Consider the following 21,004-nt stretch of genomic DNA (forward strand, 5'->3'; position numbering starts at 1 on the left):
GGTCAGACGGAGGCGACGTTGAACTGCGTGCGCCCGACGGCGAGCACGCCGTAGCGGACGTGCAGTGCGACCGGCGTTCCCGGGGCCGCTTCGAGCGCGGCACCCGAGGCGTTCCACAGTGCGTGGACCTCACCGTCCAGGGTGCGCACCACGAGGTCGCCGGTCACGGCATCCGTCGCCACGACCAGGGCGTCGACCCACCCCGCGGGCGTCGCCGAAGCGATGCGCGCCTGGATCAGATGCAGCGCGTGGCCGGGTGCGAACGAGGAGCACCGGTCGCCGTGGCTGCACATGCACGCCGCACGCTCACGCACCGGGAGGGGCGAAAGGCGGTTCAGCGGCGTGGACACGGTGGTCTCCTTCGGGGTCGACGTTCCGGAAAGACTAAGACGGCTTCGGTGTCGGAGCCAGGCCGTCCGACACGCAGTGAAACAAACGGGTGTAGGCTCTCGGGGTGCTGTCGTCGATGAGCGCCCTTCGGGCGCAGAGCGGAGCTGCAGGCGCCTTCCGCGCCGCAGGCAGAGGCTGAGGACCAGCCGGAGGCGGAACCCCCGTCCCCGGTGCTGCGTCATACCCCGGCATCCGTCCGGGACCCTCACCCGATCGACTCGCCCTTCGTGGCGACCACTCCGAAAGCACTTCTCTCATGCGTCCCATCGACGAGCGCGGCATCCGCGCCTCCTTCCTCAACGCCTCCCGCAAGGAGGTCTCCGACCTGACCCTCCCGCCCGGCTTCGCCGAGATCGACTTCGATCGTCTCGACTTCCTCGGCTGGGTCGACCCGAAGATGCCCCGCCGCGCCTACGTCATCACCTGGATCGACGACGCCCCGGTCGGCGTCTTCCTGCAGCGTGCCGAGCAGCGCGTGATCGTCCGGGCGCAGTGCTCCTGGTGCGAAGACGTCACGCTCCGCAACGACGTGCAGCTGTTCGTGGCACGCAAGGCCGGCGCTGCCGGGCGCAAGGGCGACTCGGTCGGCGTTCTCACGTGCGCCGAGTTCGGCTGCAACCGGAACGTGCGCATCCTCCCGCCGCTCGCCTATCAGGGCTTCGACCGTGAGTTCGCGCGCGACCTGCGCATCCTGCGTCTGCAGGAGCACGTTGCGGGCTTCCTCGCCGAGGTCGCCGGCTGATCCCGACTTCGGTTGCTCCGGTCGCAGTTTCTGCCGCTCGCGAGGCGCGTGGGCGACAGAAACTGCGACCGGAACGGCGGGGGTGGATGACCGAGCTAGGCCATCCGGGCGCGCACGTGCGCCCAGGCGGGTGTTGACAGCTGCGCCGACCGGCGGGCGAACTCGTCGAAGCTGCGGCGTCCCGGCCAGTCGGCCGGCAGCATCGACGGGGGGAGCCCCGGATCGGTGTACGGCAGCACCCGCCAGCGGTCGATGAGGTGCACGTACGCGGCGAACGGCTCGGCGGGCAGGGTGCGGAGAGAGGTCTGGAAGGTGAGGTGCTCGGTACGCAGGGCCTCGAGGTCCCACCACTGCGCGGCGGCCTCGACGAGCGTGCCGGCCGGTGCGGGGGCGGATGCCTGGAACAGGGTCGCCCAGCGGCGCGCGTCGAGTTCCTCGAGGATCTGCTCCACCTCGTCCTGGAGATGCCCGGGACAGATCCACAGCGCCGGTGACACGACGCCCGCGCCGATCCACTGCAGGCGGCGACGCAGCTGATGACGGATGCTCCGTGCGCTCTCAGGGATAGAGAACGAGACCAGGCACCAGGGATCGGCATCCGTCATCTCGCGCATCTCGAAGATGCGGCGGTCACCGCGTTCGAGCATCCCGATCGCCGCCGGGTTGAGGCGGTAGCCGATACCGTCATCGCGCTCTGCGAGCAGGAGCCCCTTCTGCTTCAGACGCGTGATGCCGGTGCGGGCGGGGCCTGCCGCGATCCCGAGGTCGCCGGCCAGCGACACCAGGTCCGCCGTCGAGATCCAGCCGCCGAGCGGGCGCAGGAACACTCCGATGAGCGTCCGCAGCAGCGAGGCGGTACTGCCCGGGCGCGCATCGATGTCGTCGAGCACGGGCGCGGCGGCGAGGTCAGAAGTCACCGGACTCCAGGGCGTCACGCACGGCCAGCACGCCGGTGATCGTCTCGACGTGCGAGGTGCTCAGCGGGGAGAGCCCGAGCCGGATGCCGTTCGGGAAGCGGAAGTCGGGGATGATGCCGTCGGCCCACAGTCGCCGCGTCACATCGCGGAAGTCCGGGTGCCCGATCGTCACATGGCCGCCGCGGAGATCGGCGTCGCGCGGGCTCAGCAGCCGCACGCCGAGGGGCGCGAGCACCTGGTCGTACGCACGCACCGCGAGGTCGGTCAGCGACTGCGACTTCGCCCGGACTCCGGCGATCGTGGACTGCTCGATGAGGTCGAGCATCCCCTGCATCGCGAGCATCGAGGTCACCGGCGGGGTGCCGCTCAGCAGCTGACGGATGTCGCCCGACGGCACGTACGCAGGTCCCATCGCGAAGATGTCGGCCGCGCTCCACCAGCCCTGGATCGGCTGACGCAGCACGCCCTGGAGTCCGTGGCGCAGGTAGGCGAACGCGGGGGAGCCCGGCCCGCCGTTGAGGTACTTGTAGGTGCAGCCCACCGCCATGTCGACGCCCCACTCGTCGAGCTGCATCGGGACCACGCCGGCCGAATGGCAGAGGTCCCACATCATGAGCGCTCCGGCTTCGTGCGCCGCCGCCGTGATGCCGGGCATATCTGCCAGGGCGCCGGAGCGGTAGTCGACGTGGCTCAGCGAGACCAGGGCCGTGCGCTCGGAGACGACGGCCTCGACGTCGGCGACGGTCACGCCGTGCACCGGATCGGGTTCGAGCCAGCGCAGGGTCATGCCGGTCTCGGCGGCGACACCCTCGGCGAGGAACCTGTCGGTGGGGAAGTTGCCGGCCTCGATCACGAGCTCGGTGCGGTCAGGGTCGGCGGCTGCGGCGGCGCGCATGAGCTTGTAGATCAGCACGCTCGTCGAGTCGGCCACCACGGTCTGGCCGGCGGCGGCACCGAGCGCCACCCGGCCGATGCGGTCTCCGAGCTCCATCGGCAGCGCCATCCACTGCTCGTCCCAGGAACGGATCAGCCGGGTGCCCCAGTCCTCCCGCACGAACGCGGCGAGCTTCTCCGGGATGTCGCGCAGCGGACGGCCGAGCGAGTTGCCGTCGAGGTAGGCCGTGACGCCCGGTGCCTCGGCGAATGCGTCGAGGTGGGCGCGCAGCGGGTCGGCGGCGTCGAGGGCACGGGCGGTGTCGAGCAGGTCGGTGTCGCGGGGGTCGGTCATGGTCACACCTTCAGGTCGGCGGGGGTGAGGGGGCGGGCGGCGAGCGCGTCGGCGGCTGCGGGGGAGCCCCCGGGGAGCAACAGGAGATTCGAGTCGGGGTCGAGCGGGTCGACCGGGGAGAGTGCCCGCACGAGAGCGGCATCGTCGAGCCCGGCCTCGCGGAGGGCGGCGACCTCACGCGGATTCAGGTCGACGGGCATCGGGCCGTTGCCCAGATCGGTGCCGTAGAGCACGGTGCCACCCGCCGCGTGGAAGCGACGCACGTTGTCGATCGCGACCGCGCGCGCGGGGTCGTCGTGGATCGCGAGGGTCGAGATCCACGAAGCGCCGGCCGACTGCCGGGCGATCTCGTCATCGTCGAGGCGTTCGGTGAAGGGCGCGTGTGCGAGTCGGGCGGCGCCGAGACGGACGACGCGCTCGGCTTCGCCCGGGCCCTCGGCGTGCGCGACGACGAGGAGTCCGTGGTCGGCGGCCAGCTCGACGATGGTGCGCAGGAGCTCGTCCGTGAAGACGGGCCCGGCGACGCTGTTGCTGGTGACCTTGATGCACGAGGCTCCGGCCTCGGCCATCTCGCTCACCGCCGCGGCGGCGGCATCCGCATCGGAGATCTCGCGCACCGAGCCGTCCGGTGCCCAGGCGCGGTCGGACGGGTAGCCGAGCGGCGCGGTCAGGAAGGCCCCGGCGAACTCGATGCGGACCGGGTGAACGGCGAGCCGCCGGACCACCTCGGGATTTCCGCCGAGATCGACCACGCGGCCGAGGCGCGAACCCGACAGCTGGGCGTGATCCACCAGTTGCAGGTGCACGTGGTGGTCGGTGAATCCGCCGACGACGACGCCGTCGAGGCGGGGGAGCCCGGTGGCCGGAACCTCGTCCCGCAATCGCACGCGCCCCTCGACGAGCTCGACGACGCCCTCGCGCCAGCCGATCCCGTCGAAGAACGTGACGGCCTTCATCAGCTGCCGATCTCCGTGCGCACCGTGTAGAGCTCGGGGAAGAAGGTGAGATCCAGGGCGCGCTGCAGGAAGCCGACGCCGCTGGAGCCGCCGGTGCCGACCTTCATGCCGATCGTGCGCGCGACGGTCTTGAGGTGTCGGAAGCGCCAGAACTGGAAGTTGTCCTCGAGGTCGACCAGGTCTTCGCACGCCTCGTACAGATCCCAGTACCGGCTCGGGTCCTGGTAGATCTCGCGGATCGCCGGCACGAGTTCGGGCGTCTCGCGGTAGGGCTCGCGCACGTCGCGGTCGAGGATCGCAGCCGGCACGGGCAGTCCACGACGCGCGGCGAAGCGCAGGAACTCGTCGTACAGCGTGGGCTTCTCCCACTCGGCGGTGAGCAGCGCGAGGTTGGCGGGGTGGTCGGCGAAGACGGTCAGCATCTTCTCGTTCTTGTTGCCGAGGGCGAACTCCACCGCGCGGTACTGCACCGACTGGAACCCGGACGAGTTGCCGAGTGCGCCGCGGAACTGCGCGTATTCGGTGGGGGTGAGGGTGGCGAGCACCGACCACTGCTGCGTCATCACGTCCTGGATGCGCTTGACCCGGGCGATGCGCTTGAGCGCCTCACGCAGGTCGTCGCGTGCCAGCAGCTCGCGCGCTGAGGAGAGCTCGTGCAGGAGCTGCTTGAGCCAGAGCTCGGTGGTCTGATGCTGGATGATGAACAGCATCTCGTCGTGGTGCTGCGGTTCGCTCACCGGATGCTGCGCAGTGAGCAGCTGGTCCAGCGCCAGGTATGACCCGTAGGTCATCCGTCCGGACAGGTCGGTGACGATCCCGGACTCGAGGGCGCGTTCGTTCTCGGTGTGCATGCGCCGAACATATCACTTCTGCGGCGAGCGTCACAGAAGTGAAATGTCTGGGTCGGTGTGCGCCGAGCGACGGCCCATCCGTCGGGAGGAATCACGGATGCAGGAAGGATCCGCGGCGATTCTCCCGACATCCGTCCGTTCTCCCGACAATCGCCCGGTCGGAGCAGATCAGGAAAGGTCGCGTCAGCGCGTGGTGTTCGCGTCCAGGAAGTCGATCGTCTTCTGCAGGGCGGTCCGCGCATCCGGCAGGTCGAGGTGGAACTGATACTCGTGCGGGAGCTGCGGCTCGTGCGGGGCTGGCCAGAACTGGGTCGTCACGTCGACGCCGAGCTCGTCCAGGCGCTGCGCCATCGGGATCGACTGCAGCCAGGTGAGTCCGTCGCCGTTGCCGCCGGAGATGTAGGTCGTGGGGAAGTCCTCGGTGACCCAGTCGATCGTCGACATCGTGGCACCGGTCGAGTCCTCGGCCCAGGTCTTCGTGCCCGAGTACGCCCACATGGCCGACTTCAACCCCCAGCCGGCGAGCCCGTCGAGTTGCGCCAGCGCCGCGAGGTCGTACACGCCGCAGTTGAGGATGGTCGCGGCCAGTTGGTCGGCCTCGAGCGACGGGGTGATGCCCATGATCTCGGCGTACTCCGGACTGGTGATGAGGGTCGCCATCTGGCTGGCGAGCTGTCCTCCCGCCGAGTCGCCCGCGAGGACGATCTGCTTCGCATCGACGCCCAGTTCCTCGGCGTGCTCGTCGATGTAGGCGAGGGCGGCGTCGAGCTGGTGCACGGCGAGCGGGTACACGCCCTCCGGACCGATCGTGTAGTTGACCGCGATGGTCGTGTAGCCCTCGGCGGCGAGGATGCGCATGTACGGGTCGACGTTCTCCTTCGAGCCCGAGATCCAGGCGCCGCCGTGGATCCAGACGACGGTCGGCAGGGGGTCGTCGGCGGATGCCGGGCGGAAGACGTCCATCGTGGTGTCGGCGCCGTCGTCACCGTACGCGACATCCTCCTGCACGGAGAGCTTCGTGTCGGGGACGTGCTTGTCCATCTCGGCGGCCGTCTCGTTCCCGCCCTTCGTGAACACGGAACGGATGACCATCGCTGACGGCCAGGGCGTGATCGTCCCGACGATCGCGACCACGGCGATCACGGCCACGATGATGCCGAGTGTGACCTTCGTTCGGTGCCACGGCTTGCGCACCTTCGTCGGGCGTGCGGGTTCTTCGGTATGCGCGTCGATGCTCATGGACCCCTCCACCGATCAGTGTGCCAGCACTCCGGTGCCCCCGCCGCCGTTCGAATCGCGCATCCACGCGACTCGAACGCCCGAGGGGGATCAGCTGGTGAGTCCGGCGAGGAGTCGCTGCAGCCCGTAGTCGAAGGCGCGGTCGACGTCGCCCCCGAGGCGGAAGGCCCCCGAGAGCTCCATCTGCAGGAAACCCGTCGCCCACGCGGTGAAGAGGCGGGCGGCATCGAGGGCATCGTCTTCGCCGACCAGTGCGGACGCGGCGCGGATGACCGGCGCGGCCGAGCGCTCGAGCGCATCCTGCGGCGCGGCGACGGTGAACATGATCCGGAAACCCTCCGGATGCGCGTGTGCGAACGCGCGATAGCCGCGGGCGAGGGCGGTGAGGTCGTCGCCTGAGGGATCGAGTCGAGCCGTGAGCGCCTCGATGGATGCGGTCGCCACCGCGGCGAGCAGGGCGTCTCGGTCGCGGATCCGCTTGTACAGCGACGGCGCGCGCACGCCCACCCGCGTCGCGACCGCCTGCATCGTCAGCCCCGCAGGGCCGACGGTCTCGAGGATCTCCCGCCCGGCCTCGACGATCTCGGCGACGGATGTGCGCTCGGGTGCCGGCATGGCGCCTCCTTCATGGCTATTGACAATAGCCATGATAGCTACGTATCGTAGCCATCGCAAACATCCCGAGAGGATCCGCCATGAAGCTCGCACCCCACCTGCACCGCATCGGCAACGACATCGTCGCCGCGAATCTGGTCGACCTGCCCGAGGGCATCACCCTCGTCGACGCGGGTCTCCCCGGGCACTGGCATGATCTCCAGCGCGAGCTCGACGAGATCGGTCGTCCGCTCTCCGACATCCGCGGCCTCGTCCTCACCCACGGCGACAGCGACCACATCGGTTTCGCGGAGCGGCTGCGGCGGGAGGCGGGAGTGCCGGTGTTCATCCATGCCGCGGACAGCCACCGCGTACGCACGGGCGAGAAGCCGAAGACGCCGATGGGGCCGGCCAAGCTCGGCCCGACGGCGGGCTTCTTCGCCTACGGCATCCGCAAGAGCGCGCTGCGCACGCACCACGTATCCGTGGTGACGGAGGTGGCAGACGGCGATGTGCTCGACCTGCCGGGTGCTCCCGTCGTGATCGGCATGCCCGGCCACTCGCCAGGGAGCATCGCGGTGCATGTGCCCGCCGTCGACGCGGTCTTCGTCGGTGACGCTCTGACCACCCGGCACGTGCTCACCGGGCGCACGGGACCGCAGCCCGCGCCGTTCACGGACGAGCCCGAAGAGGCGCGTGCTTCGCTCGACCGCCTGGCCGCCGTCTCGGCGTCGTGGGTGCTGCCGGGGCACGGGGCTCCCTGGCACGGCTCTCCCTCCGACATCGCGGCCTCCGTGCGGGCCGCGGGCTGACGGACCGCCCCCCGGACGATCGCCCGAGCCACTGACGGACCGAGCGCCGGACGGTTCGCCGAGCCCCGGACGATTCGCCGAACGATCAAAGTCAATTCGTCGGCGGATCGTCATCGGCTCGGCGTTTCGTCAGGCGAGGATGGCGGCCGTGTCGCCGATCGTGATCTGCGGGGGATAGAGCCCCATGACCTGCAGGGCGGCCGCATGGTTCTCGGCGGTCGAACCGGCGCAGGCGTCCGCGGCGATCGTGACGTGCGCGCCGGCATCGGCGGCGGCCAGTGCGGTCGAGAGGACGCAGCAGTCGGTCGAGACGCCGGCCAGCACGACGTGCGCTCCGCGCCCCACGACAGCTTCGATCTCGGAACCCCACTTGCCGAACGTCGGCAGGTCGATCGTCGGATGCGGCGACAACCCCACCGCGTCAGGGACGAGGTCGAACAGCGGGTGGCTCGGCGGCTGGTCGGCGAACGGCCAGCTGGCGAAGTAGTCGCCCCACGAGGTCGACCGGTCGGCGGTCGGCATCCACCGGGTCACCAGCACCCGGTCGCCGAACGCATCGGCCAGCGCGCGGATGCGCGGCATCGCCTCGGCGAAGAACGGCGAGCCCCAGGCGGAGTCGGGGGCAGCGAAGATCGCCTGCGGGTCGATCACCACGAGCCAGGCGTCATCGAGGGCCCGAGCGGTCACACGCCCTCCTGTCGGCGGATCTTCCCGGCCCGCGCGAAGTACGTCACGAGGAACGACAGCACCAGCGCGAAGAACACTCCGAGGTTGGCGTACGCCCAGGCGCCGTCGGGGCCGCCGACGAGGAACAGCAGATAGCCCTGCCAGTTGTTCCAGGGCGCGTCCTCGGCGAAGCCGTTGAGCACCAGACCCCAGCCGATCACGCTCGTGACGACCATGGTGCCGATCGAGGTCCAGTCCCAGGCCCCGTAGCGGCCACGGCTGTCGAACAGCGCCTCCTCGTCGTAGTCCTTCTTCCGGCGCAGGATGTCGGCGATCAGGATGCCTGCCCATGACGCGAGCGGCACGCCGAGCGTGATCAGGAAGCTCTGGAACGGGCCGAGGAAGTCCGTCGCGAAGAACACCACGTAGATCGTGCCGATCGTGAGGATCACTCCGTCGATCGCGGCGGCAGAGGGGCGCGGGATGCGGATGCCGAGGCTGAGCAGCGTGAGGCCCGAGGAGTAGATGCCCAGCACGGCGCCCGAGACGAGGGCGAGCACAGCCGTGAGTAGGAACGGCACGAGCACCCACACCGGGAGGATCGAGGCGAGCGCGCCGATCGGGTCGGCGGCGATCGCGGCCATGAGGTCGTCGTTCGAGCCACCCAGCAGCAGACCGAACACCACGAGGATCACCGGGGCCACCGATCCGCCGATCGTGTTCCAGGCGACGATCGCCCCGTCGGATGCCGTGCGCTTCTGGTAGCGCGACCAGTCGGCGGCGATGTTGATCCAGCCGAGTCCGAACCCGGTCATCACCATGACCAGGGCGCCGACGACCTGGCCGATGCCGCCGTCGGGGCGGGCCAGCACCGCGGCGAGGTCGATGCTCGGCGCCGCGAGGATGATGTAGAGCACGGTGACCACGCCGGTGACCCAGGTGAGCACCGACTGCAGCTTCATGATCGTGTGATAGCCGAGCACGGATGCGGTGACGATCAGGGCTGCGACGATCACGGTCGCGATGATCTTGAGCGCGATGCTGTCGCCGTCGCCGCCGAGCTGCGTGATCACGGTGGCGGTGGCGAGCACGGCCATGATCGCGAGGAACGTCTCCCACCCGATCGACGTCAGCCACGAGACGACGCCCGGCACCTTCTGACCGTGTACGCCGAAGGCCGCTCGCGAGAGGACCATGGTCGGCGCCGACCCGCGCTTGCCGGCGATGGCGATGAGCCCGCACAGCAGGAAGGACACGACGATGCCGATCACCGAGACGATCGTCGCCTGCCAGAACGAGATGCCGAAGCCCAGGACGAAGGAGCCGTACGACATGCCGAACACCGAGACGTTCGCCGCGAACCAGGGCCAGAAGAGGTCGCGCGGCTTCGCGGTGCGCTCGGACTCGGGGATGATCTCGATGCCCGCACGCTCGATCAGGGCCGGCTTGATGTCCGTCATGCTGACATCCTGGCACTGCCGGGACGCCACCGGGCGGACTTCACGGCGCGGATTCCTCGCGGATCGCCCCCGGAGTCAGCCCGCGAAGAACGCCTGCGCGGTGCGGGTCAGGTCATGCAGGTCGGAGACCCCGGCGAGCTCGCGCGCGGAGTGCATCGAGAGGATCGGGATGCCGACGTCGACGGTGCGGATGCCGAGCCGCGTCGCGGTGATCGGGCCGATCGTGGATCCGCACGGGACGCTGTTGTTCGACACGAAATCCTGCGTCGCAACACCCGCGCGCTCGCACCAGGACCGCCAGGATGCCGTGCCGACGGCATCGGTCGCGTACCGCTGGTTGGCGTTGAGCTTCAGGATCGGGCCGGAGCCGAGCACCGGCTGCACCACGGGGTCGTGCTTGGCGGCGTAGTTCGGGTGCACCGAGTGTCCGACATCGCTCGACAGGCACCACGACGAGGCGTAGGCCTGGCGGCGCGCGGATCCATCGGCGCCGAGCCCCGCGTACACGCGCTCGAGCACGTCTTCGAGGAAGGGACCGGCTGCACCGGAGCGCGACTCCGAGCCGAGCTCCTCGTGATCGAAGACGGCGAGCACGGCGATGGGTCCGCCCGCTGCCGGACCGTGAGGCTCGAGGGCCACCAGGCCGGCGTGCACCGAGGCGAGGTCGTCGAGGCGCCCGGAGGCGAAGAACGCGTCGTCCTTGCCGAACACCGCTCCGTGTGCGGAGTCGGCGACGACCACGTCATACCCGCGGATGTCGGACGCCGAGACGTCGGCGGACGAGGCGAGCTCGGCCAGGATGTCGGCTTCCGTCGGGTCGCCGAGTCCCCACACCGGCTGCGTCTCGGTCTGCTTGTCGAGGGCGAGTCCGTTGTTCACGCCGCGGTCGAGATGGATCGCCAGCTGCGGCAGGCGCAGCAGGGGACCCGTGTCCGCCAGCACGACCCGACCGTCGGCCAGCGCCAGCCGCCCGGCGAGGCGCAGCTCACGGTCGAGCCACGAGTTCAGCAGCGGTCCGCCGTACACCTCGACGGCGGCCTGCAGCCAGCCCCGCGAACCCGTGGTCGGCTGCGGCTTGAGCTTGAAGCCGGGGGAGTCGGTGTGCGCGCCGAAGATCTGCACGGGGGTCGTCGCGGTGGCATCCGCCGGCACGGACCAGGCGATCGCGGCGCCGTCGCGCACGATGACATACCGGCCGCCCGCCTCGGTCGGCCAGGCATCCTCTTCGCGCAGCCGTGTGAATCCTGCGGCTTCCAGTCGTCGAGCGACCTCCGCCGCCGCGTGGTAGCTCGAGGGTGAGGCGGCGATGAAGTCGGCGAGGTCCTCGGCGTGAGCGAGGGCGACCGGGGTGACGGGCATGACGGACCTTCCTGGAGACGGGCGGTCCTTCGAGCGTAGTCGGGGCGGTGCGCCGTTCCGCTCCCGGCCGGGGAGCCCGTCGTTTGCCGGACGTTCACAATCGCGCGTTAGGCTCGTCCCGATAGCGCCTAGGGTTCCGGGGTTCGCACCCGTCTGGTCCGAGCGGCGCCACGGTCCTCCTCCGCAGGAGGGCCGTCATCTGACAGGACAAAAGCCCGGAGGACCCTGTTCGTCGCGCCGCGCGTCGGACGGAAGGGTCTCGTCGTGTCCCCTCTCGCGTTCGTCCTCGTCTTCGGGGCGGCCATCGCCCACGCTGCGTGGAACGTCATCGCCCACGGCGTCAGCCGAGCGGGGTCGCCGTTCCTCTGGTGGGGAGCCGTGAGCAGCACGCTCGTGTGGATCGGCGTCGTGCCGTTCACCGGCGGTCTCGGCGCCGACGACCTCGGCTCCTTCGCTCTCGGTGTCTCGGTCTCGGCGGTGCTGCACGTCGCCTACATGACGGTGCTGCAGCGCGGCTACCGCGAGGGGAACCTCTCCACCGTGTACGCGACCGCGCGGGGGACCGGGCCGTTCCTGTCGGTGATCGTGGCGGTGCTGCTGCTCGGGGAGCGGCCCTCGGTGGTGGCGCTGATCGGGGTGGCGGCGGTGATCGTCGGCGTCGTGGCGATCGGCCTGGTCGATCGGGGGACGGGCAGCCGTTCCCGGCGCATCGATCCCGGCATCCTGTTCGGCTTGCTCACGGGTGTCGCGATCGCGGTCTACACGATCTGGGACGCGCACGCGGTGCGCACCTGGAACCTCTCACCGGTCGCGTTCATGGTCGGTACGAGCCTGCTGCAGGTGCCGTTCTACTCGATCGCGGTGCGTCGGCGCTGGGACGCCGTCTGGGCGCTCGGCCGCACGCAGTGGCGGCGGATCCTCGTCTTCGGCATCCTGTCGCCGCTGTCGTACATCCTGGTGCTGACCGCGATCCAGATCGCTCCGGTGGCGCTGGTGGCGCCGCTGCGCGAGGTGAGCGTCGTGTTGGTGAGCCTGTTCGGCGTGTTCGTGCTGCGGGAGTCGCGTCCGGGCTGGCGGATCGCAGCATCCCTCGTCGTGGTCGCGGGGATCGTCCTGCTGGCCTTGTGATCAGCGGAAGCTGACGAGCCCGGCGTGCGCGGCCGTGACGAGGATCTGCACGCGGTCGCGCAGGTGCCACTTCGACATCATGCGTCCGAGGTGCGCCTTCACCGTGCCCTCGGAGACGATCAGCGCCTTCGCGATCTCGGCGTTCGACATGCCCTTCGCGAGGCAGTTCAGCACCTCGGTCTCGCGTTCGGTGAGAGGTTCGAGGGCATCGGCGTCGGCGGCGACGGGCGTGGAGTCGCGCACGTGCTTGATCAGCATCGAGGCGATCCGCGGGGAGAGCGAGCTCGCGCCGCTGTGCACCTCGCGGACGCCGATGACGATCTCTTCGGCGCTGGAGTCCTTGAGGAGGTAACCCGAGGCGCCGGCGCTCAGCATGGGGAGCACCGTGTCGCTGCCGTCGAGGGTCGTGACCGCGAGGACGCGGACGTGCGGCCAGCGTTCCGCGATCACACCGGTGGCCTCGATGCCGTCCATCTCCGGCATCTGGACGTCCATCATCACGACGTCCGGCTGCTCGCGTTCGACCGTGGCGATCGCTTCCACGCCGTCTTCCGCCTGGGCTATCACGGTGATCTCGGGGTCGCGGGAGACGAAGTGCGACAGCGCCGAGCGGACCAGGGGATCGTCATCGACGATCACGACACGGATTTCCTGCATGGGGGAAGCCTAACGGCGCGGGCGACGGGCGATGGCGATGTAGACCTTTGGCCAAAAACCTCTAGACGAGAGACAGATGTGCGCTCCGTGATTCGCCGAGAAGATGAATACAGACATCGACGAACGACTACAAAATGGAGGTGAACGTTATGACTTTCTGGCAGCAGGTTGGCAAGTTCTTTGGTCTCCACAACTAATCTAGTTGGCAAATAGGAGATAGTGAAGCATGGCCTTTGACCACTCGACCCGGGAATCCGCGGACACGCTCCGCCTCACCCGCGGCGAGAAGCTCAGTGCGATAGAACGCATCGTCGTTCTGGTGATCGTCTCGATCACCATCGCCGCAGACGTCATCGGCTTCTTCACCACACCGGGGGTCAACCCGGTCGCTCTCTTGGTGAGCGTCGCGTCCACAGCAGTGTTCGCGCTCTATCTCTGGAAGCCGCTCTTCGCGACGTGCGCTCTCGCCGTCGTGTTCGCGCTCTCCTTCATCCCCGGATCAGAACTCCAGGTCCTCACAGCCGCCGCCGTTTCGGCGGCCCTCGTCATGAGGCTCGGCTGGACCTCGCTGATCCTCTCCTACACCGGCGGATTCCTGGTCGCCGCGGCGCTCGTTCCTTTCGCCGCGGAACCCGGTGTCAACGTGAACGTCGGTCTCTATCTCGTCTTCGCCACGGTGGCCGGAGCCGTCGGGTTCGCCCTCCGGCTCGCGTTCGCCCGTGGCAGCCGTCTCGAACGGGAACTCGAGGCGCGCGCCGAGCAGGAACGGCAGGCCGTCCTCGCCGAGCGACGCTGGATCGCCGGCGAGCTGCACGACAGCATCGCGCACCACCTCACGGTGGTCGCGCTGCACGTGCAGATGCTCGAAGACCCTCAGACGAGTTCCGACTCTCAGGAGGCGATCCGTGTCGCCGCCCGCAAGGCGATGACCGATGTCCGCTTCGTGATCGAACTCGCCGACGACGGACCGCAGTCGTCGAGCGTGCAGACCGGCGACCTCGCCGCCGCGATCGACGAGGCGGCGGAGGAATTCGAAGCCGCCGGGCACTCCGTCGTCCGAGCGGGTGATCCGCAGGACGAGCGAATTCCGCGAGCGGTCGAGATCGTGCTGGCACGCATCACGCGGGAGTCGGCCACGAACATCCTCAAATACGCCGGACCCGGCGAGGTGCAGATCACCCTCGCCGTGGACGATGAGGTGGCGCTCCTCACCCTCCGCAGCCCACTGCCGACCACGCCGCGGCGCGAGCTCTCCTCGAGCCGCACGGGCCTCGGCCGCATGGCCGAGCGCGTCATGGGAGCGAGCGGAGAGTTCAGTGCCGGCGAAGTGGAAGGATCCTGGGTCGTGTCGGCCCGCCTTCCGGTGGTCTGATGCTCTAGAGTGTGGGAGCGCCCTTTCCACGATCCGCGGAATTCTAGACGAAAGTCTAAGAAAGTCTCGACGTTCGACCCTGTGGAACGTGTTGCAGGCGGCCGTATTCTGAAGGCTCCCCAGATAAAGCGTCCCCAGCGCTGCGATCGCGGGCGCGGTCTTTCTGGCTTCTGAAATACTTGCGCGCTCGCGATCGCCTTCTGCGTTAACGGCCGATTCTGCGGCCTCCGAGCAGGGGTCCTCGTCTTCGCTATCCGCCGACTGCGCGCATGTAGTGCCCGTCGGTCGAGATGCCGGACGCGGCGACCGTGAAGCGCACGACCTCGCTCAGGTAGCGGTCCTCCGAGGCTTCGAAGATCCGCCCCTCCGCGTCGCGGGACGTGCGGGTCAGGCGGAGGATGGGTGTGCCGCGCGGAACGCGCAGCAGGGCGGCATCCTGATCGTCGGCGGCCACTGCATCGATCACATGCTGCAGCGTGACGATCGGGTGCCCGACCGACGCGAGGTGCTCGGTGATCGACACCTGGTCGAGATCCACGTCGAACAGCGGCCGGCCCGCGACCTCGGTGTAGTTGAGGCGCTCGAGCATGGTCGGCCGCCCGTCGAGCAGCCGCAGCCGCACGACGCTGACGATCGTGTCGCTCGGGTCGACATCGAGTGCCGCCGCCATGTCACCGGCGCGGCGCAGGCTCAGCTCCTGGGTCTCGGCCCCGGGGGAGACCCCCAGCTCGCGTGCCCAGCGCGTGAACGGCACCGACACGTCCACTGCCTGATTCGCCTTGCGGGCGACGACCCTGGCCGGTCGGCCCCGGCTGGTCTCGATCAGGCCCTCGCCACGCAGCGCCGCCAGAGCGTTGCGGATCGGGCCACGAGAGGTGTGCCATCTCTCGGCGAGCTCCGCCTCGGTCGGGACGTCGTCGCCGGGACGAAGCCCTCCGGCAGCGATCTGCGCGCGGAGGTCGTCGGCGATCTGGGTGTACACAGCTTCAGCCACATAGGTACATTACTTGGTCAGGGCGGGAGACTGCGACCCCGTTTCTGGAGTGTTCATCCAGACGAATGCTCGGTAAACGAGCTCTGAACAAATCCGAGTTAGGTACATATCTCGGCGTTCCACCTGCGAGAGTCTTCCGTGGATCACCCCTCACACCCTGAAAGGTCCTCATGAAGCTTCGCGCTCTTCCCGCCCTCGCCGGCGTCGCGCTCCTCGCCCTCGGCCTCGCCGCCTGTGCCGGCTCCGCCGAGGCCACCGGCACCCCCGGCGCCGACGACTCGTCGACCACGAGCGGTTTCGCCGTCGACGAGAACACCCTCGTGTTCGGTGTCGTCCCCGACTCGGTCGACACTGAGACGAACTACCAGCCGCTCATGGACTACATCGCCGACCTCACCGGCAAGACCGTCGAGTACCACGAGTCCACCGACTACGCGGCGCTCATCGAGGCCGCCGTCGCCGGCAAGGTCGACGTGGCCTCGTTCTCCGGCTTCACCTACGTCACCGCCACGAACAACGGCGCCAAGCTCACCCCGATCTCCTCGATCGTGACCGCAGAGGGTCAGGAGCCCGGCTACTACTCGCAGGCGATCGTCCCCGCGGACAGCGACATCTCCAGCCTCGAGGACTTCAAGGGCAAGAAGGTCTGCTTCGTCGACCCGTCCTCGACCTCGGGCTACCTGTTCCCGTCGTACAACCTGCTCGAGGCCGGCATCGACCCCAAGACCGACATCACCCCGGTCTTCGCAGGCAAGCACGACGTCAGCGTCACCAAGGTCGGCGAAGGCGTCGAGTGCGAGGTCGGTTTCGCCGAGGACTCCGAGGTCGAGAAGTCGGACAAGGTCAAGGTCATCGACGAGACGATGGTGCCCGGCGCCCCGCTCGTGTACTCCTCGACGCTTCCGGACGAGGTCTCGAAGCAGCTCATCGACGGACTCTCCGAGGTCACGATCGACGACATCATCGCCGCGGGCATCGACAGCGCCGACAGCGACTCCTTCCGCAGCGTCTTCTACGCCACCAAGCCGGTCGATGACGCCTACTACGACCTGATCCGCGACATCTGCAAGGAGACCGAAGCGGAGCAGTGCCAGGGCTGAGCCCGGTCTGACCCTTCGCCTCACCCGGTGCCCTCCGCCTCGTCCGCCCCGCGCGGCGAGACGGAGGGCCCGCCGCTCGACACACCACATCACAGGAGCTACGACATGACCGCCTCGGCATCCGACGCCCTCATCCGTCTCGACGGCGTGACGAAGACCTTCGGCACGACCACTGCACTGAAGGGCGCCTCGCTCGAGGTCTCCCGTGGCGAGATCGTCGTTCTCCTCGGCCTCTCCGGCTCGGGGAAGTCGACCCTGCTGCGCCACCTCGACGGGCTCGAGGTCCCCACCGCGGGCTCGGTGGAGGTGCTCGGCTCGCAGGTTCCCTCACTGAAGGGCCGCGCGCTCCGAGGCCTCCGCAGCCGCGTCGGCTTCATCTTCCAGCAGTTCGAGCTCGTGCCCTCGCTCACCGTGCTCGAGAACGTGCTCACCGGATCGCTCTCGAGCGTGCGGGGGCCGCGCCTCGGGCTCTGGGGCTACTCGCGGGCCGCCAAGCTCACCGCGCTCGAGCACCTCGACCGCGTGGGACTGCTCGACCGTGCCTACCAGCGCAGCGACACCCTCTCCGGCGGACAGCAGCAGCGCGTCGCCATCGCCCGCGCCCTCATGCAGAAGCCAGACATCCTGCTCGCCGATGAGCCGGTCGCCTCGCTCGACCCGGAGTCCAGCGAGCAGGTCATGGCTCTCATCCGCGAGATCGCCGCCGACGAGGGACTCACCGTGGTGTGCAGCCTGCACCAGGTCGACCTCGCCATCAGCTGGGCCGACCGCATCGTCGGGCTCCGCCACGGCGAGGTCGTGCTCGACACCCCCACGACCGACCTCACCAAGGCCGCCGTCATGGAGATCTACGGTCGCGTCGCGACCACCACCGCCGAGATCCGCGCCGTGCAGGAAGAGCTGGTCGTGGCGGCGGCGCAGGTGGCGGCATCATGACGGCGCTGGACGCGTCGACGAGCTCGGCGACCCAGAGCGGGGGAGCGTCCCCCCGGGGCGGCGCCCACACCGTCGCCGAGCGTGCACCGAAGCGGCCGATCTCGGCGGAGCGCATCGCGGCATCCCTCACCCTCGTAGCCCTCGTGGTGCTCGGCATCCTCGCCGTCCGCGACGTCGACATCTCGATCCCGGCGATGGTGCAGAGCTGGGGCAACGCCGAGAACTTCATGGCCCGCGTCGGCGGTCTGTCGTTCCCCGAGCCCGCCGACCTGGCCTGGCTGATCGCCCTGACCGTCGGCCTCGTGCTGGTCGGAACCCTGCTGGCCGCCGTGCTGTCCGTGCCGATCGCCTACCTCGCCGCGTCCAACACGACACCGGGGAGCGGCTGGCGCGCGGCAGCCCGGTTCATCGGCGTGCTCACCCGTGCGCTGCCCGACGTGGTGCTCGCGATGGCGTTCGTGCTGATGTTCTCGCTCGGAACGCTCCCCGGCATCCTCGCCATCGGCATCCACTCGATCGGCATGATCTCGAAGATGTTCGCCGACGCGATCGAGCAGATCGACGAGGGCCCCCGTCTCGCCATCCGCGCCGCCGGCGGCTCGAAGATGCAGGAGTTCAGTGCCGGCATCCTCCCGCAGGTACTGCCCAGCTGGGTCGCGACGGTGCTGCACCGCAACGACATCAACCTGCGCGGCAGTGTCGTGCTCGGCTACGTCGGCGTCGCCGGCCTCGGTCTTGAGATGTCGTACGCGTTCAAGTCGCTCAACTACGGCAAGGGCCTCGGCATCGCCCTCGTCATCTTCATCCTCTGCATCGTGATGGAGATCGTCTCCAGCCTGGTCCGCGGGGCGATGCTCGGCGAGCAGAGGCACACCCGCTCCTGGATGGACCGGATGCTGCACCCCCGGCTGGGCGCGCAGACCACATCGGCAGCCGACGGGCGACCCGCCTGGGCCGTCAGCCCGCAGATGGCCGTGCGGCGCCCCTGGACCGCGCAGCGCGTGCGCCACACGATCGCCGGTGTCGTCGCCGTGCTCGTCGTGATCGGCAGCGTCGTGGTCAGCCAGATCAACTGGATGGACTTCTTCACCTTCTGGGCCAAGCTGCCTGAGGTCGCCGCCCGGTTCTGGCCGCCCTCGTTCGGCAGCTACGAAGCGAGCGCGATGTTCGAAGCCATGCGCGACACCGTCGCGATCGCGCTCGCCGCCACCGTGCTCACGCTGCTCCCGTCGCTGCTGCTCGGCTCGCTCGCTGCGCGCAACGTCGCTCCGAGCTCAGGGGCACGGGGAACGGCTCGGCTGCTGCTCGTCGGCATCCGCGGCATCCCCGAGCTGATCCTGGCGATCGTGCTCGTCGTCATCACCGGCCTCGGCGCGCAGGCGGGCGTCATCGCCCTCGCGATCGGCGGCATCGGACTGCTCGGCAAGCTCATCGCCGACTCCTTCGAAGAGGTCGATCGCGGCCCCGAGCGGGCGCTGCGCGCGGTCGGTGCGACGCGTCTGCAGACCTACGCGTCGGCGACCGTGCCGCAGGGGATGCAGGCGCTCATCGGACACAGCTTCTACATGCTCGACACGAACATCCGTGCGGCGACGATCCTCGGCATCGTCGGCGGCGGCGGCGTCGGGTACTACCTGCTCAACGCGAGCCAGGGGTCGCGCTACGAGACCGTGACCGCGATCGTCCTGATGATCCTCGCCACCGTGCTCGTGGTCGAAGGGCTCGCCATGTGGATGCGGAAGGTGTTCCGATGAACGGCACGCAGAACACGGCAGATGTCGTCGTCGTCGGCTCCGGCATCGTCGGTCTCGGCGCGGCCTATGCGGCGGTCCGTCGCGGGCTGCGCGTGATCGTGGTCGACCGCACCGACGCCCCGGTCGGCGCCACGATCCGCAACTTCGGGCATCTCTGCGTCGGCGCACAGGGTGGGGAGGCGCGACGCTACGCAGATGTCTCCCGCGAGCTGTGGCTGCGCCTCGCCCAGGACGCCGGCTTCTGGCTGCGCGAGTCCGGCACGCTCGTGGCCGCTCGCCACGGCGACGAGCTCGCAGTGCTCGAAGCCGCATCCCGCGACGGCGGCATCCGCATGCTCGAGGCCGACGAGATGCTGCGCCTCGCCCCGCTGCGGGCCGAGGGCCTCGTCGGCGGCGCGCACATCGAGGTCGACCTGCAGACCGATCCGCGCACCGCGGCCACCGCGATCGTGCGTCATCTCGCGAGCCTCGGGGTGGAGTTCCGGTTCCGGACCGCGGTCACCGCGGTGGGAGCGGGGCGGGTCGAGACCACCCGCGGCCCGATCCGCGGCGGGAGCGTCGTCGTCGCGGTGAACCACGACATCGACCAACTGCTCCCCGAGGTCGCCGAGCGGCACGGGATCGAGCGCTGCGCCCTCGACATGATGCGGGCGGCGGTGTCGTTCCGGCATCCGCTGGCCGCACCGCTGCTCACCGGCTGGTCGCTCGTGCGCTACGGCCGGTTCGCGGACGGTCCGGAGGCGACCGCACTGCGGGAGCGCCTGCACACCGAGCGCCCCGACCTGGCCGCACTCGACCTCAACCAGATGTACACGCAGCTGCCGGACGGAACGCTCATCATCGGCGACTCGCATGCGACCGCGGTCGCCCCGGCGCCGTTCCAGCCCGAGGCGGCCTTCACGGCGTTCCTCGACGAGGCTGCGGCGCTGTTCGACGCACCCGCTCCGCGCGTGATCGAGCGGTGGCAGGGCGTCTACGCGAAGGGGCCGCAGGAGTTCCTGGTCGACCGCGGCGACGACGGCGTGCTGGTGATCGCCGCGACCACCGGCATCGGGATGACGACGGGTCTCGGACTCGCCGAAGAGAACCTCACCGCCGCCTTCGGGTGGACGGCCGCAATGGAAGGAACATCATGACCACCTCTCTCGAACTCATCGTCCTCGACATGGCGGGGACCACCGTGCTCGACGACGGCGTCGTGGAGCAGGCGTTCCAGCGCGCTGCCGAGCGCACGGGCGTCGCCGACCGGATGCCGTGGGCCGAAGCCCTCGACTACGTGCGCGTGACGATGGGGCAGTCAAAGATCGACGTGTTCACCCACCTCGCCTCCGGCGACCGGGCTGCGGCGGAACGCGCCACCGCCGCGTTCGAGGCGGCGTACGCCGAGATCGTCGTCGAGCAGGGTGTCTCCGAGATCCCCGGCGCAGCGGACGCCATCCAGGATCTGAAGGATGCCGGACTGAAGGTCGTGCTGACGACCGGGTTCGCGCCGGTGACCCGCGATGCGCTGATCGACGGACTCGGCTGGCGCGACCTCGTCGATGTCGCCCTGTCTCCCGTCGACGCGGGTCGTGGCCGCCCGGCGCCCGACCTCGTGCTCACGGCGCTGCTCCGCACCCAGACCTCCTCGGTGCAGGCGGTCGCCGTCGCCGGAGACACCGTCAGCGACGTCGAGTCCGGGCGTCGGGCCGGTGCCGGCTTCGTCGCCGGTGTGCTCAGCGGTGCCCATGATCGCCCGGCGCTGAGCGCCGCGGGGGCGGATGCCGTGCTGAGCGATGTGACGGCCCTCCGCGGCGTGCTCGCGCAGCGCGAGCTGCTTCCCCTCGTCGCCACCTCCTGAGCGGGATCG

Annotated in this window: 21 protein-coding genes; 9 read left to right on the forward strand and 12 right to left on the reverse strand. The window is 69.5% G+C overall.

Annotated features, from left to right (window positions below):
* Positions 1-2: 2 nt before the first annotated feature.
* A complete protein-coding gene (locus tag DW298_RS14415) occupies positions 3-350 on the reverse strand; it encodes a hypothetical protein (RefSeq protein WP_136043153.1) in 348 nt (115 codons plus the stop codon).
* A 296-nt stretch (positions 351-646) separates the two neighbouring features.
* Between DW298_RS14415 and DW298_RS14420 the strand changes: the two genes are divergently transcribed.
* On the forward strand, positions 647-1,132 hold the full coding sequence (locus tag DW298_RS14420) for an FBP domain-containing protein (RefSeq protein ID WP_136043154.1): 486 nt from the start codon (positions 647-649) through the stop codon (positions 1,130-1,132).
* A 95-nt stretch (positions 1,133-1,227) separates the two neighbouring features.
* Here DW298_RS14420 and DW298_RS14425 read toward each other — a convergent pair whose 3' ends face one another.
* The 6 genes from DW298_RS14425 to DW298_RS14450 all read right to left on the reverse strand — a co-directional run bounded on the left by DW298_RS14425 (position 1,228) and on the right by DW298_RS14450 (position 6,938).
* Positions 1,228-2,049: a PaaX family transcriptional regulator C-terminal domain-containing protein gene (locus DW298_RS14425; protein WP_136043155.1), complete on the reverse strand. Its 822-nt coding sequence runs from the start codon at positions 2,047-2,049 to the stop codon at positions 1,228-1,230.
* The gene (locus tag DW298_RS14430) at positions 2,039-3,277 is read right to left on the reverse strand and encodes an aminotransferase class V-fold PLP-dependent enzyme (protein WP_136043156.1); all 1,239 of its coding nucleotides are present in this window, start codon (positions 3,275-3,277) and stop codon (positions 2,039-2,041) included. The genes DW298_RS14425 and DW298_RS14430 overlap by 11 nt, the downstream gene beginning before the upstream one ends.
* Positions 3,278-3,279: 2 nt before the next feature.
* Positions 3,280-4,233, reverse strand: coding sequence for a hydrolase (locus tag DW298_RS14435; protein ID WP_136043157.1), 954 nt, complete (start codon positions 4,231-4,233; stop codon positions 3,280-3,282).
* Complete coding sequence (locus DW298_RS14440) at positions 4,233-5,084, reverse strand: tryptophan 2,3-dioxygenase family protein (protein ID WP_136043158.1); 852 nt, start codon at positions 5,082-5,084, stop codon at positions 4,233-4,235. The genes DW298_RS14435 and DW298_RS14440 overlap by 1 nt, the downstream gene beginning before the upstream one ends.
* A 183-nt stretch (positions 5,085-5,267) precedes the next feature.
* Entirely contained in the window at positions 5,268-6,323 is a 1,056-nt protein-coding gene (locus DW298_RS14445; RefSeq protein WP_136043159.1) for an alpha/beta hydrolase, read from the reverse strand.
* Positions 6,324-6,413: 90 nt separating this feature from the next.
* Positions 6,414-6,938: a TetR-like C-terminal domain-containing protein gene (locus tag DW298_RS14450; RefSeq protein WP_136043160.1), complete on the reverse strand. Its 525-nt coding sequence runs from the start codon at positions 6,936-6,938 to the stop codon at positions 6,414-6,416.
* A gap of 80 nt (positions 6,939-7,018) precedes the next feature.
* Between DW298_RS14450 and DW298_RS14455 the strand changes: the two genes are divergently transcribed.
* On the forward strand, positions 7,019-7,729 hold the full coding sequence (locus tag DW298_RS14455; protein ID WP_136043161.1) for an MBL fold metallo-hydrolase: 711 nt from the start codon (positions 7,019-7,021) through the stop codon (positions 7,727-7,729).
* Between the two features lie 129 nt (positions 7,730-7,858).
* Here DW298_RS14455 and DW298_RS14460 read toward each other — a convergent pair whose 3' ends face one another.
* From DW298_RS14460 to DW298_RS14470, 3 genes are all read right to left on the reverse strand, one after another.
* Complete coding sequence (locus tag DW298_RS14460; RefSeq protein ID WP_136043162.1) at positions 7,859-8,416, reverse strand: isochorismatase family protein; 558 nt, start codon at positions 8,414-8,416, stop codon at positions 7,859-7,861.
* Positions 8,413-9,855 carry a cytosine permease gene (locus DW298_RS14465; protein WP_136043163.1) on the reverse strand — a complete coding sequence of 481 codons (1,443 nt, stop codon included), beginning with the start codon at positions 9,853-9,855 and terminating at the stop codon, positions 8,413-8,415. The genes DW298_RS14460 and DW298_RS14465 overlap by 4 nt, the downstream gene beginning before the upstream one ends.
* Before the next feature lie 75 nt (positions 9,856-9,930).
* Entirely contained in the window at positions 9,931-11,214 is a 1,284-nt protein-coding gene (locus DW298_RS14470) for a M18 family aminopeptidase (RefSeq protein WP_136043164.1), read from the reverse strand.
* A gap of 264 nt (positions 11,215-11,478) precedes the next feature.
* Here DW298_RS14470 and DW298_RS14475 point away from each other — a divergent pair, with 264 nt between their 5' ends.
* A complete protein-coding gene (locus tag DW298_RS14475; protein ID WP_136043165.1) occupies positions 11,479-12,342 on the forward strand; it encodes an EamA family transporter in 864 nt (287 codons plus the stop codon).
* Here DW298_RS14475 and DW298_RS14480 read toward each other — a convergent pair whose 3' ends face one another.
* The gene (locus DW298_RS14480; protein ID WP_240745144.1) at positions 12,343-12,999 is read right to left on the reverse strand and encodes a response regulator transcription factor; all 657 of its coding nucleotides are present in this window, start codon (positions 12,997-12,999) and stop codon (positions 12,343-12,345) included.
* Positions 13,000-13,225: 226 nt separating this feature from the next.
* Here DW298_RS14480 and DW298_RS14485 point away from each other — a divergent pair, with 226 nt between their 5' ends.
* Complete coding sequence (locus tag DW298_RS14485; RefSeq protein ID WP_136043166.1) at positions 13,226-14,371, forward strand: histidine kinase; 1,146 nt, start codon at positions 13,226-13,228, stop codon at positions 14,369-14,371.
* A gap of 250 nt (positions 14,372-14,621) precedes the next feature.
* On the opposite strand, the gene DW298_RS14490 is transcribed toward DW298_RS14485, so the two are convergent.
* Complete coding sequence (locus DW298_RS14490; RefSeq protein WP_240745145.1) at positions 14,622-15,365, reverse strand: GntR family transcriptional regulator; 744 nt, start codon at positions 15,363-15,365, stop codon at positions 14,622-14,624.
* A 170-nt stretch (positions 15,366-15,535) separates the two neighbouring features.
* Here DW298_RS14490 and DW298_RS14495 point away from each other — a divergent pair, with 170 nt between their 5' ends.
* The 5 genes from DW298_RS14495 to DW298_RS14515 all read left to right on the forward strand — a co-directional run bounded on the left by DW298_RS14495 (position 15,536) and on the right by DW298_RS14515 (position 20,995).
* On the forward strand, positions 15,536-16,465 hold the full coding sequence (locus DW298_RS14495) for a phosphate/phosphite/phosphonate ABC transporter substrate-binding protein (protein ID WP_136043167.1): 930 nt from the start codon (positions 15,536-15,538) through the stop codon (positions 16,463-16,465).
* 105 nt (positions 16,466-16,570) lie between these two features.
* A complete protein-coding gene (phnC, locus tag DW298_RS14500) occupies positions 16,571-17,401 on the forward strand; it encodes a phosphonate ABC transporter ATP-binding protein (RefSeq protein WP_136043168.1) in 831 nt (276 codons plus the stop codon).
* Entirely contained in the window at positions 17,398-19,155 is a 1,758-nt protein-coding gene (gene phnE, locus DW298_RS14505; protein ID WP_168429574.1) for a phosphonate ABC transporter, permease protein PhnE, read from the forward strand. The genes phnC and phnE overlap by 4 nt, the downstream gene beginning before the upstream one ends.
* Positions 19,152-20,291, forward strand: a complete 1,140-nt coding sequence (locus tag DW298_RS14510; RefSeq protein WP_136043169.1) for a TIGR03364 family FAD-dependent oxidoreductase — start codon at positions 19,152-19,154, stop codon at positions 20,289-20,291. The genes phnE and DW298_RS14510 overlap by 4 nt, the downstream gene beginning before the upstream one ends.
* A complete protein-coding gene (locus tag DW298_RS14515) occupies positions 20,288-20,995 on the forward strand; it encodes a phosphonatase-like hydrolase (protein WP_136043170.1) in 708 nt (235 codons plus the stop codon). Before DW298_RS14510 ends, DW298_RS14515 begins: the two co-directional genes overlap by 4 nt.
* Positions 20,996-21,004 lie beyond the last annotated feature (9 nt).

This window comes from Microbacterium sp. A20 (genome assembly GCF_004794515.1).
Lineage (GTDB): Bacteria > Actinomycetota > Actinomycetes > Actinomycetales > Microbacteriaceae > Microbacterium.